This window comes from Hydrogenophaga sp. GW823-FHT04C09 (genome assembly GCF_058796355.1).
Genome location: NZ_JBXAIO010000009.1, coordinates 81,971 through 93,594 on the forward strand (window position 1 = coordinate 81,971; position 11,624 = coordinate 93,594).

14 protein-coding genes are annotated in these 11,624 nt (G+C 67.3%); 8 read left to right on the top strand and 6 right to left on the bottom strand.

Annotation, left to right across the window (positions count from 1 at the left end; all coding sequences use genetic code 11):
• Nucleotides 1-2: 2 nt before the first annotated feature.
• From lepB to nagZ, 8 genes are read left to right on the top strand one after another with little or no spacing between them, the layout of a single operon-like run.
• Nucleotides 3-968: a signal peptidase I gene (lepB, locus tag AC1Q9M_RS22020; RefSeq protein WP_382155899.1), complete on the top strand. Its 966-nt coding sequence runs from the start codon at nucleotides 3-5 to the stop codon at nucleotides 966-968.
• Between the two features lie 31 nt (nucleotides 969-999).
• Nucleotides 1,000-1,347, top strand: coding sequence for a DUF4845 domain-containing protein (locus tag AC1Q9M_RS22025; RefSeq protein WP_382155902.1), 348 nt, complete (start codon nucleotides 1,000-1,002; stop codon nucleotides 1,345-1,347).
• A 43-nt stretch (nucleotides 1,348-1,390) separates the two neighbouring features.
• Nucleotides 1,391-2,128, top strand: a complete 738-nt coding sequence (gene rnc / locus AC1Q9M_RS22030; RefSeq protein ID WP_382155905.1) for a ribonuclease III — start codon at nucleotides 1,391-1,393, stop codon at nucleotides 2,126-2,128.
• 3 nt (nucleotides 2,129-2,131) lie between these two features.
• Nucleotides 2,132-3,160, top strand: a complete 1,029-nt coding sequence (gene era, locus AC1Q9M_RS22035) for a GTPase Era (protein ID WP_382321214.1) — start codon at nucleotides 2,132-2,134, stop codon at nucleotides 3,158-3,160.
• 45 nt (nucleotides 3,161-3,205) lie between these two features.
• Nucleotides 3,206-4,018, top strand: coding sequence for a DNA repair protein RecO (gene recO / locus AC1Q9M_RS22040; protein ID WP_492435763.1), 813 nt, complete (start codon nucleotides 3,206-3,208; stop codon nucleotides 4,016-4,018).
• A complete protein-coding gene (locus AC1Q9M_RS22045) occupies nucleotides 4,015-4,788 on the top strand; it encodes a pyridoxine 5'-phosphate synthase (protein ID WP_492435765.1) in 774 nt (257 codons plus the stop codon). The genes recO and AC1Q9M_RS22045 overlap by 4 nt, the downstream gene beginning before the upstream one ends.
• Complete coding sequence (gene acpS / locus AC1Q9M_RS22050; RefSeq protein ID WP_382321211.1) at nucleotides 4,785-5,177, top strand: holo-ACP synthase; 393 nt, start codon at nucleotides 4,785-4,787, stop codon at nucleotides 5,175-5,177. The genes AC1Q9M_RS22045 and acpS overlap by 4 nt, the downstream gene beginning before the upstream one ends.
• Before the next feature lie 19 nt (nucleotides 5,178-5,196).
• The gene (nagZ, locus tag AC1Q9M_RS22055; RefSeq protein WP_444687180.1) at nucleotides 5,197-6,291 is read left to right on the top strand and encodes a beta-N-acetylhexosaminidase; all 1,095 of its coding nucleotides are present in this window, start codon (nucleotides 5,197-5,199) and stop codon (nucleotides 6,289-6,291) included.
• On the opposite strand, the gene AC1Q9M_RS22060 is transcribed toward nagZ, so the two are convergent.
• From AC1Q9M_RS22060 to truA, 6 genes are all read right to left on the bottom strand, one after another.
• Nucleotides 6,292-6,975 carry an LON peptidase substrate-binding domain-containing protein gene (locus AC1Q9M_RS22060; protein ID WP_444687179.1) on the bottom strand — a complete coding sequence of 228 codons (684 nt, stop codon included), beginning with the start codon at nucleotides 6,973-6,975 and terminating at the stop codon, nucleotides 6,292-6,294.
• Entirely contained in the window at nucleotides 6,972-7,850 is an 879-nt protein-coding gene (gene accD, locus AC1Q9M_RS22065) for an acetyl-CoA carboxylase, carboxyltransferase subunit beta (protein WP_291114198.1), read from the bottom strand. Before accD ends, AC1Q9M_RS22060 begins: the two co-directional genes overlap by 4 nt.
• Before the next feature lie 139 nt (nucleotides 7,851-7,989).
• On the bottom strand, nucleotides 7,990-8,799 hold the full coding sequence (gene trpA, locus AC1Q9M_RS22070; RefSeq protein WP_492435768.1) for a tryptophan synthase subunit alpha: 810 nt from the start codon (nucleotides 8,797-8,799) through the stop codon (nucleotides 7,990-7,992).
• Nucleotides 8,796-10,067 carry a tryptophan synthase subunit beta gene (trpB, locus tag AC1Q9M_RS22075; RefSeq protein ID WP_492435770.1) on the bottom strand — a complete coding sequence of 424 codons (1,272 nt, stop codon included), beginning with the start codon at nucleotides 10,065-10,067 and terminating at the stop codon, nucleotides 8,796-8,798. The genes trpA and trpB overlap by 4 nt, the downstream gene beginning before the upstream one ends.
• Nucleotides 10,068-10,110: 43 nt before the next feature.
• Nucleotides 10,111-10,791 (bottom strand): phosphoribosylanthranilate isomerase, encoded by a 681-nt coding sequence (locus AC1Q9M_RS22080; protein ID WP_492435772.1) that lies wholly within the window; start codon nucleotides 10,789-10,791, stop codon nucleotides 10,111-10,113.
• Complete coding sequence (gene truA, locus AC1Q9M_RS22085) at nucleotides 10,788-11,606, bottom strand: tRNA pseudouridine(38-40) synthase TruA (protein ID WP_492435774.1); 819 nt, start codon at nucleotides 11,604-11,606, stop codon at nucleotides 10,788-10,790. The genes AC1Q9M_RS22080 and truA overlap by 4 nt, the downstream gene beginning before the upstream one ends.
• Nucleotides 11,607-11,624: the final 18 nt, after the last annotated feature.

Genomic DNA, 11,624 nt, shown 5'->3' on the forward strand with positions numbered 1-11,624 from the left:
CCATGGCATCGATCACCGCGGTGATCCTGGCGGCGTTCGCCGCTTACGCGGTCGCCTGGTACACCGGTGTGGTGGAGGGCAACTTCGCCGTGCTGCTGATGCTGGCAACGGCGGTGACAGGGGTCTACTGGATCGCCGAAAAGCTGATTTTCCTGCCCCGCCGCCGCCGTGCGGCGCAGCAATTGCTGCTCGAGCACAACACGCGCAAGGAGGCGCTGCTCAAGCAAGGCTTCACGCACATCGAAGGCGACGTGGACAACGCGCGGCAGAAGCTGCTGGCCCAGCCCTGGTGGCTGGACTGGACGGCCGGCCTGTTCCCCGTGATCCTGGCAGTCTTCGTCCTACGTTCCTTTCTGTTCGAGCCCTTCAAGATACCGTCTGGCTCCATGATCCCCACCTTGCGCGTGGGCGATCTCATACTGGTGAACAAATTCCACTACGGAGTGCGCTTGCCGGTCTTCAACACCAAGATCATGGAGAACCACACCCCCCAACGGGGCGATGTGATGGTGTTCCGTTATCCGCCGCAACCCAGCCTGGACTACATCAAGCGGGTGATCGGGGTGCCGGGCGACGAGGTGGCCTACCTGAACAAGCAGCTCACGGTGAATGGCAAGCCGGTGCCGCGCGTGGCGCAGCCCGAGTTCTTCGACAGCGAGACCATGCGCTATGCGCGCCAGTTCCGCGAGACCCTGGACGCGCGCAGCTACAACACCCTCAACGACGACGACCGTCCGGCCTTCATCCAGGGCACCACGGAGTTTCCCTTCAGCAACGCCTGCAGGTACACCGTCGAGGGCGTTACCTGCAAGGTGCCCCAGGGCCACTATTTCATGATGGGTGACAATCGCGACAACTCCCTGGACTCGCGCTACTGGGGCTTCGTGCCGGACGCGAACATCGTGGGCAAGGCCTTTTTTGTCTGGATGAACTTCGGGGACCTCGGCCGCATCGGGTCGTTCGAGTGAGCCTGCTGGTTGGTTTCAAGGGGATGAACACATGAAGCTGAAGCGACAACAACAGGGTTTGACCTTTTTCGGCCTGCTCATCGTCGGTGTCTTGCTGGCGTACACGGGTGTCATCCTCGCGCAGGTGGCCCCCACCTACATCGAGTACCTCGCCGTGAAGAAGGCGGTGGACAAGGCTGCCGCTGGCAGCACGGTGGCCGAGGTGCGCAGCATCTTCGACAAGGCGGCGCAGATCGACGACATCCGCGCCGTGGCCGGCAAGGACCTCACGGTGGGCAAGGAGGGGGATCGCGTCGTGGTCTCCTTCGCTTACGCGCGCGAAATCCCCCTGGTGGGGCCGGCGCACCTGGTGATGAAATACGAAGGTCGCTCGAAGTGAAGAACATGACGGACCGGCAGCGTCCCGGCGGGCGCTGGTCCCATTGAGCCCCGAACTGCTGGCGCTGCAGAAGCGCCTTCAACACCCGTTTGCCAACCCGCGCCTGCTCGAGCGCGCGCTGACCCACCGCAGCTTCACCGCCGATCACAACGAACGCCTGGAGTTTCTGGGGGACTCGGTGCTGAGCCTGGCGATTTCCGGCCTGCTGTTCGAGAAGCTCAACCAGCTGCCCGAAGGCGACCTGTCCCGGGTGCGCGCCAACCTGGTCAAGCAGGACACCCTGTTCCAGATCGCTTCCAGCCTGGGGCTTTCGGCCTGCCTGCGCCTGGGCGATGGCGAAAAACGCTCAGGTGGGCACAAGCGACCCTCGATCCTGGCCGATGCCCTGGAGGCCGTGATCGGTGCCGTCTACCTCGACGCGGGCTTCGAAGTCGCCGCGGCGCTGGTGCACCGGCTCTACAGCGGGGTTGAGCTCAGCGCCCAGATGAGTGCGATGGGCAAGGACCCCAAAACCGAATTGCAGGAGTGGCTGCAGGCGCGCAAAATGAAACTCCCGGTCTACCGCGTCGTGGCCACGCTCGGCGAAGCGCACAAGCAGACCTTTGATGTGGAGTGCACCGTGACGGAAACTGGTCGCAGCGAGCGCGGCATTGGCGCTTCCCGCCGTGCGGGCGAGCAGGCCGCCGCCGCGGCCATGTTGCAGCACCTGACCGCCAGCCCGGGCGCCGCCGCCGCGTCCACCGAGTCCCCCGTGGTGAGCCGCACCACCCAGCCTTCCTGATCCATGTCCGCCCCTGCCACCCCCCCTTCCTCCAACCCCGATCTGGACGCCATGCTGGCCAGGGTCCTGGGCAAAGACACGGCCGACGCCGCCGCTCCAACCGGTGATCCGGCGGCGGATGAACCACCAGCGGCGGAACCCGTGGACCCGGCGGAGCAACGCTGTGGTTATGTCGCCATCGTCGGCAAGCCCAATGTGGGCAAGTCCACCTTGCTCAACGCGCTGGTCGGCCAGAAGGTGAGCATCACTTCGCGCAAGGCGCAGACCACGCGCCACCGCATCACCGGCATGCGCACCGTCGGCCCCACGCAGTTCGTGTTCGTGGACACACCCGGTTTCCAGACCCGCCACGGCAACGCGCTCAACCGCGCTTTGAACAAGACCGTGCTGGGCGCGGTGAACGATGTCGACCTGATCCTCTTTGTCGTCGAAGCCGGGCATTTCAACCTGGCCGATGCCAAGGTGCTCTCGCTGTTGCCCGCCAACGTGCCGGTGATGCTGGTGGCGAACAAGTTTGACCTTGTGCACCGCCGCGGTGATCTGGCGCCCTGGCTGCGCTCCATGCAGGAGCGCCATCCGTTCGCCGAGTTCGTGCCCATGTCGGCCAAGGCGCCCAAGGACATCCAGCGCCTGTTCTCGATCTGCGAAAAATACCTGCCGCAGCAACCCTGGATGCACGATCCGGACGACTTGACGGACCGCAGCGAGCGCTTCATGGCGAGCGAGATGGTGCGCGAAAAACTGTTCCGCCTGACCGGCGACGAGTTGCCTTACACCTCCACGGTCATCATCGACAAGTTCGAGGAGGAGGGCACGCTCAAGCGCATCGCCGCCACCATCGTGGTCGAGCGTGAGGGGCACAAGGGCATGGTGATCGGCGAGAAGGGCGAAAAGCTCAAGCGCATCGGCACCGAGGCCCGGCAGGAACTGGAGAAGCTCTGGGACTGCAAGGTGTTCCTGGAGCTCTGGGTGAAGGTGCGCTCGGGTTGGGCGGACGACGACGCTCGCGTGCGCTCGTTCGGCTACGAGTAAGCCAGCGGCTGCTGGACACCCGACCGGCACACGAGGCCACACGGCATGGCCCTGAAACGCTTCTCCGACGAACCCGCTTTCGTGCTGCACCGCTACGACTGGAGCGAGACCAGCCTGGTGCTCGAGGTCTTCACGCGCCACCATGGCCGCATCGCCCTGGTGGCCAAGGGCGTGAAGCGGCCCACCTCCCAGTTCCGCCCCGTGCTGCTGCCGTTGCAGCCCCTGCATGTGTCCTGGAGCGGCGACGCCGAGGTGCGCACGCTCAAGGCAGCGCACTGGCAGGGCGGGCACGTCATGCCCACGGGCGAGGCGCTGATTTCGGGCAGCTATCTGAACGAGCTGCTCATGCGCCTGCTCGCACGCGACGACCCGCACGAGCGCTTGTTCGACCACTTCACCACTGCGGTGCAACTGCTGGCGGAGAAAAGCGATGCGCAACCGCTGATCCTGCGGGCATTTGAACTGCTGTTGTTGCGCGATGTGGGTCTGTTGCCCGACCTGGCCCAGGAGAGCAGCACGCTGACCGACCTGGACCCCTTGCGCCGCTATGTGCTGGTGCCCGAGAGTGGGTTGGTGCCCGCGCAGGACGATGATGGCCAGGCCCTCACCGGCGAGCAGTGGCTGGACCTGCAGGCCGCCATGGACGAACCCGCGCCATTCATTCCCACCTTGCGCGCCTGCGCGGCCTGCCTGCAGGCGGTGCGCGTGCCCCTGCGCAACCTGCTGCACTACCATTGCGGTGTGCGCGTGTTCAAGACCCGCCAGCTGATGCTCGACGTGCAAGCCATGACCCGGCCACGAACGCCGTTGGATTCGGGCGCCTCCCCAGAGAACTTCCCCACAGCGACCTCACCATGACCGTGGCCTCCCGATCCCCGCATCCGACCACCGCCTTGTCGGTGAACCTCAACAAGGTGGCCCTGGTGCGCAACACCCGCCACCTGGGCATTCCCTCGGTCACGCGCGCGGCCACGCTGTGCCTGCAGGCCGGCGCGCACGGCATCACCGTGCACCCGCGGCCCGACGAGCGCCACATCCGCACGCACGACGTGCACGAGCTCGCCGAGCTGCTCAAGGCCTGGCCCGACCGCGAATTCAACATCGAGGGCAACCCGTTCCACAACCTCATGGGCTTCGTGCGCGAACTGCGGCCGCAGCAGGTCACCTTCGTGCCCGACAGCGAAGGCCAGTTCACCAGCGACCATGGCTGGGGCTTCCCGGCCGATGCCGAACGCCTGCGCCCGTTGATCGACGAAGCCCGGGCGCTGGGGGTGCGCGTGAGCCTGTTCATGGACGCCGAGCCTGACCAGATGGTCGGTGCCAAGGCGGTGGGCGCCGACCGTGTGGAGCTTTACACGGAGCCCTATGCGGCCGCCTGGCACACGCCGCAGCGCGAGGCGCAATTGCAGCGTTTCCAGGCGGCCGCCCAGGCTGCGCTGGACGCCGGTTTGGGGGTGAACGCCGGGCACGATCTGAACCGCGAAAACCTCACGGCCTTCCTGCGCACGGTGCCGGGGGTGAGCGAGGTGTCCATTGGCCATGCCCTTATCGCGGACGCGCTGGAACTGGGCTACAGCGCCACCATCGCCGACTACCACCGCTGCATCGCCGACGCCTTCGCGCCATGATCTACGGCATCGGCACTGACATCTGCGACATCCGGCGCATCGAGGCCGTGTTGCAGCGCCAGGGCGAGCGCTTCGTGCGCAAGGTGCTGACCGACGCCGAATTCACCGTCTGGCAAAAGCGCAGCGCGCGTTGGCCGCAACGCGGTCTGCGTTACCTGGCCACCCGCTTCTCCGCCAAGGAGGCGTTTTCCAAGGCAGTGGGCATGGGCATGCGCCTGCCCATGACCTGGCGGCGCTGCGAGATCAACAACCTGCCCAGCGGCCAGCCCGTCATCGTCCTGCACGGGGATCTGAAGACCTGGTTCGAGGCACAAGGCCTGCGCGCGCACGTGACCGTGACCGACGAAACCGACTACGCCGCCAGCTTCGTGGTGGTGGAGCGGGACTGACTTTTCCGAAACTGTTTCCATGAACCCTCACGCTCCCCTCATCATCGACGTGGCCGGCCACAGCCTGACCACGGTGGACCGCCAGCGCCTGGCCCATCCCCTGGTCGGCGGCGTCATCCTGTTCGGCCGCAACTGGCAGGATCGGGCCCAGCTCACCGCGCTGTGCCGCCAGATCAAGGCTGTGCGGCACGACCTGCTGATCGCCGTGGACCATGAAGGTGGCCGTGTGCAGCGCTTCTGCACCGACGGTTTCACCCACCTGCCCGCCATGGCCACCTTGGGCCAGATGTGGCTGCGCGGCCCCAAGGCCGGCGAACCCGCTGGCGCGGCGGCCCTGCAGGCGAGCAATGCCGCGACCGCGGCCGGCTTTGTGCTGGGTGCCGAGCTGCGCGCCTGCGGCGTGGACCTTACTTTTGCGCCGGTGCTCGATCTGGATTACGGTGAGAGCTCGGTGATTGGCGACCGCGCCTTCGGTCGCGATCCACGCCTGGTCACGGTGCTGGCGCAAGGCCTGATGCTCGGCCTGCTGCAGAGCGGCATGGGCCATTGCGGCAAACACTTCCCCGGCCATGGTTTCGTCAAGGCCGACTCGCACCTCGCGATCCCGGTGGACCGGCGCAGCCTCAAGGCCATCCTGGCCGAGGACGCCGCGCCCTACGGCTGGCTCTCGGCCAGCCTGCAGGCCGTGATGCCCGCGCACGTGATCTACCCCAAGGTCGACAACCGCCCTGCCGGCTTCTCGTCGCGCTGGCTGCAGGACATCCTGCGGCGCCGCCTCGGCTTTACCGGTGCGATCTTCAGCGACGACCTCAGCATGGCCGCGGCGCGGCAGATCGGTGGCCGTGAAGTGAGCTTCACCGAAGCCGCGCTGGCCGCGCTCACGGCCGGGGGGGACATGGTGCTGCTCTGCAACCAGTCGGTGGTGGACGGTGGCGCCCCGATCGACGAGGCGATCGACGCGCTCTCTCAGGCGGTGCTGGAAAGTCGCTGGCAGCCCAGCGCGGCGAGCGAAGAACGTCGGCTCGCGTTGCTGCCCCGCATGGCCGCCCCCGATTGGGACACGCTGATGGTCAGCGAGCGCTACATGCAGGCGCTGTCGCTGCTGCCGGGCTGATCAGCGGTTCAGGCCCAGCTTGTCCAGCAGGTCCGACACCAGCTCCAGGCGCAACAAAGGGTTGTCCAGCGCCATCAGGCGCTGTTTGAGCTCGGCCGGCGCGGGCAGCAGTTCGGCCCAGCGGTTGGCCACCCAGCCACTGTCATCCCACTGGTAGGGCGGCTGCAGCGGCAACTGCTCCAGGCTGTCCGGGTCGCGCTCCTGCAGGTTCTGCAGCAGGTGCTGCAGGCCGTCCCGGGTGTGGGCCAGGTGTTCCGGCACGGGCACCGCAACCTCCGGCTCGTCGAGTCGCACATCCGCCACCCACAGGCCATGGGGCAGCTGGCTGCGGCGCTGCACGTGGAACCGCTGCAGGCCACGGCAGCGGATCATCATCAGGCCGGGTTGTGGCCGTTCCAGGCTTTCGATCTGCGCCAGCGTGCCCACGGGGTGGAACACCTCTTTCGCAAAACCGTCGCCCCCGGGGGGCGCCTCGGGGTCAAGGCGCCGCACCTCGCTGCCCTCGCTCAGGCAGACCACGCCAAAGGGCGCGCCGGCCTTGTGGCAGCGGCCGATCATGTCGAGGTAACGCACCTCGAAGATGCGCAGAGGAAGCCAGCCACCGGGGTACAGAACCGTCTGCAACGGGAACAGCGGGAGCTGCGACAGCGTGAGCGCCTCGGCAACCCCGGAGGTGGGACTCAATCGTCGACCACCGCGTCGGCGCTCTGGCGCTGCAGCATGGCCAGGGTGTTGGCGATGGTGGCGCGCAGTTCGCGCCGGTCGCAGATGAAGTCCACCGCGCCCTTGGTCTGCAGGAACTCGGCGCGCTGGAAACCTTCGGGCAGCTTCACCCGCACGGTGTTCTCGATCACGCGCGGGCCGGCAAAGCCGATCAGCGCCCGGGGCTCGGCGATCACCACGTCGCCCACGAAGGCGAAGCCCGCGCTCACCCCGCCCATGGTCGGGTCGGTCAGCACGCTGATGTAGGGCAGGCCCTTCTTGGCCAGGCGCGTCAGGGCCGCGTTGGTCTTGGCCATCTGCATGAGCGAGAGCAGGCCTTCCTGCATGCGCGCGCCGCCCGTGGCGGTGAAGCAGATGAAAGGCACCTTCTGCGCGATGGCTTCTTCGACGCCGCGCACGAAGCGCTCGCCGACCACCGAGCCCATGGAGCCGCCCATGAAGTCGAATTCGAAACACGCGACCACCAGGCTGACACCGTGCACCGCGCCGCCCATGACCACCAGCGCATCGGTCTCGCCGGTGGTTTCCAGCGCGTCTTTCAGGCGCTCCGGGTACTTGCGGCTGTCCTTGAACTTGAGCGCGTCCACCGGCAGCACTTCCTGGGCGATTTCGTAGCGGCCTTCAGCGTCCAGGAACGCATTGAGGCGCGCGCGCGCACCGATGCGGTGGTGGTGGCTGCAATGCGGGCAGACGTTCTGGTTCTTTTCCAGATCGTTCTTGTAGAGCACGGCTTCGCAGCTCGGGCACTTGATCCACAGGCCCTCGGGCACGCTGCGGCGCTCGGTCGGGTCGGTAGGGGTGATCTTGGGGGGGAGCAGTTTTTCGAGCCAGGACATGTTTCTCTCCTTGCGGGGGACAAAGGGAATTAAACCATGGGAGAGGCTGGGAGCGGGCCAGCCGCCGGGCCGCCCCCAAGGCAGGCCCAACCCCCTTGGGGGGCAGCGACCCGCGCGGCGGTGGAGCGTGGGGGCCTGGTTATGCGTCGAGCGCTTTCCGGATGGTGCGAAGGAACTGGATGGCCACCGCCACCACCTTTTCGTGGGGTTCGTTCTCCAGCAACTGGATGATCTTGCTGCCGATGACCACTGCGTCGGCCGTCTGGCCGATGGCGCGCGCCGTTTCGGCATCGCGGATGCCGAAGCCCACGCCCACCGGCACGCTCACGTGCGCGCGGATGCGGGGCAGCATGGCCTCGACCTGGCCGATGTCCAGCGTGCCGGCGCCGGTGACGCCCTTGAGCGACACGTAGTACACATAGCCGCTGGCCACGCGCGCCACCTGCGCCATGCGCTCGTCGGTGGAGGTGGGGGCCAGCAGGAAGATCAAGTCCATGCCGTGCTCGCGCAGCGAGGCGGCGAATTCCTCGCATTCCTCGGGCGGGTAGTCGACGATCAGCACGCCGTCCACGCCCGCCTGGCTGGCATCGCGCACGAAGGCGCCCGCGCCATGCTTCTGGTCGTAGCGCTCCACCGGGTTGGCGTAGCCCATGAGCACCACCGGCGTGGTGTTGTTGCGCTCGCGGAAGCTGCGCACCATGGCCAGCACCTGGGTCATGCCGATGCCCAGCGCCAGCGCGCGGTCGCCCGCCTTCTGGATCACGGGGCCGTCGGCCGACGGGTCGGAGAACGGCACGCCGAGCTCGATGATGTCGGCACCGGCCTCGGCCATGCCGTGCATCAGGTCCGGCGTGATGTCGGCGAACGGAAAACCGGCCGTGACGTAGGGAATCAAGGCCTTGCGGCCCTGGGATTTGAGCTGGGAGAGGGTGTTTTCGATGCGGCTCATTTGGCGTTGCCCCCCTTCACGGTGAGCCCGCGCATGGACGGTCTGTCGTAAAAATCGACGCCCGAGAGGTCGGCCACGGTGCCGATGTCCTTGTCGCCCCGGCCCGAGAGGTTGACCAGGATGGACTGGTCGGGCTTCATGGTCTTGGCCAGCTTGAGGGCGTAGGCCACGGCATGGCTGGACTCTAGCGCGGGGATGATGCCCTCGGTGCGGCACAGGTGGTGGAAGGCTTCGAGCGCCTCGGTGTCGGTGATGCCCACGTACTCGGCGCGGCCGATGTCCTTCAGGAAGGCGTGCTCCGGCCCCACGCCGGGGTAGTCCAGGCCCGCGCTGATGCTGTGGGTCTCGGTCACCTGGCCGTTGTCGTCCTGCAGCACGTAGGTGCGGTTGCCGTGCAGCACACCTGGGCTGCCTTTCTGCAGCGAGGCCGAATGTTTGCCACTCTCCAGGCCTTCGCCAGCGGCTTCCACGCCGATCAGGCGGGTGCCTTCGTAGGGGATGTAGGGGTGGAAGATGCCCATGGCATTGCTGCCGCCGCCCACGCAGGCGATCACCGCGTCGGGCTGTTCGCCGCGGCAGCCGGCGGCGGCCAGCATCTCGGGCACCTGCACCAGACACTCCTTGCCGATCACGCTCTGGAAGTCGCGCACCATCATCGGGTAGGGGTGCGGGCCGGCCACGGTGCCGATGATGTAGAAGGTGTTGTCGACGTTGGCGACCCAGTCGCGCATGGCTTCGTTCAACGCGTCCTTGAGCGTCTTGCTGCCCGACTCCACCGGCACCACGGTGGCGCCCAGCAGTTTCATGCGGTAGACGTTGGGGCTCTGGCGCTTCACGTCTTCGCTGCCCATGTAGACCACGCACTCCAGGCCGTAGCGCGCGCAGATGGTCGCGGTGGCCACGCCGTGCTGGCCGGCGCCGGTTTCGGCGATGACGCGCGGCTTGCCCATGCGGCGCGCCAGCATGGCCTGGCCGATGGTGTTGTTCACCTTGTGCGCGCCGGTGTGGTTGAGGTCTTCGCGCTTGAGGAAGATCTGCGCGCCGCCGGCCTCGCGGCTCATGCGCGCGGCGTGGTAGACCGGGCTGGGGCGGCCCACGAAATGGGCCAGCTCGCTCTCGAACTCGGCCAGGAACTCGGGGTCGTGCTGGTATTTCGCGTACGCGGCCTTGAGTTCGTTGATCGCGTGGGTGAGCGTCTCGCTCACGAAGCTGCCGCCGTAGATGCCGAAATGGCCGCGGGCGTCGGGTTGTTGGTAGGTCGTCTGCATGGGGTGTCTCGGTGGGACTGCCAGCCTGACCCCATGAAAGGGGTCAGGTCGGGCAGGGGGTCTGCGCATCGGCCGCACGCACGGCGGCCACGAAGGCGAGCATCTTGTCGGGGTCCTTGATGCCTTTGGCGGCTTCGACCCCGGAGCTCACGTCAACGGCCCAGGGCCGCACGCGCGTGATGCCATCGGTCACGTTTGCAGGCGTGAGTCCACCAGACAAAACGAGGCGAGAGCTGGCGTTTAGAAGTGGATGTGACCAAGGGAAGGCTGTCCAGTCGAAGGATTGACCACCGCCGCCATAGCCCTCGACGAGCGCGTCGAGCAGGATGGCCTGGGCGGCCGAGTGGTCCGAGGCGTATTTTAGAAGATCGAAGCCCGCCCCGGCGGGGCCGGTGGGAATGCGCGCCGCGCGCAGGTAGGGCCGGCCGGCGGCGTGGCACTCGGCGGGCGTCTCATCGCCGTGAAACTGCAGCAGGGCCTGGGGCACGGCGTCGCAGCCCTGGCGGATCTGGTCCGGGGTGGCGTTGACGAACAGCAGCACCGGTGTGACGAAGGGTGGCAGGCGGCGAGCGAGTTCGCCGGCGCGCTGCGCCGTCACATGGCGAGGGCTCTGGGCGTACAGCACGAAGCCAATGGCATCGGCGCCAGCGCGCACGGCCGTGTCCACGTCCGCCTCGCGGGTGAGGCCGCAAATCTTGATGCGCGTGCGGTGGTGGGGTGTCATGGCAGCCAGTCGAAAGCGGGTGTGCGCTCGGGCAGACCCAGCCCGGCATCGTAGACCGGTCCGAGAAAGTACAGGCCGTCAGGGGAAAAGGTCGGGGCGGCGGCGTCGCGGCTGCGGGCCTGCAGCACCTCGGCCATCCAGGAGGGAGGGCGGTTGCCGCTGCCAATCGCGATCAGGCAACCCATGATGTTGCGGATCATGTGGTGCAGGAAGGCCGAGGCCTCGAACTCGAAGCGCCAGTAGCTTGCGCGGCGCGCGATGTCCACCCGCATCAGGTCCTTGACGGGCGAGTGGGCCTGGCACTGTGCCGCTCGGAACGAGGTGAAATCGTGCTCGCCCAGCAGGGCTTGCGCCGCCTGCACCATGGGATCCAGCGCAAGCGGGCGAAACACCCAGCCGACCTGGCCAGCGTCCACGCTCGGGCGCACCGGCGATTCGAGCAACACATAGGCATAGCGGCGCGAGCGGGCGCTGGCCCGGGCGTGGAAGCTCTGGGGCACGTGCCGTGCCCACTGCACGGCGATGTTGTCGGGCAGAAAGCTGTTGGTGCCACGGACCCAGGCGTTCTCGGGGCGGTCGAGCGCGGTGTCGAAATGCACCACCTGCATCAGGCCGTGCACGCCCGCATCAGTGCGGCCCGCGCAGAGCGTTTTCACCGTGTCGTCCTGGGCGCTGAAGCGCGTCAGCGCCTGCTCGAGATGGTCTTGCACGGTGCGTCCGCCCGGCTGGCTTTGCCAGCCGTCGTAGGCGCGACCGTTGTAGCTCACGCCCAGTGCGACGCGGGTGCGGCTGGGCTCCTGGGGCGGTGGGAGCAAAAGCGAAAACCGAGGGCG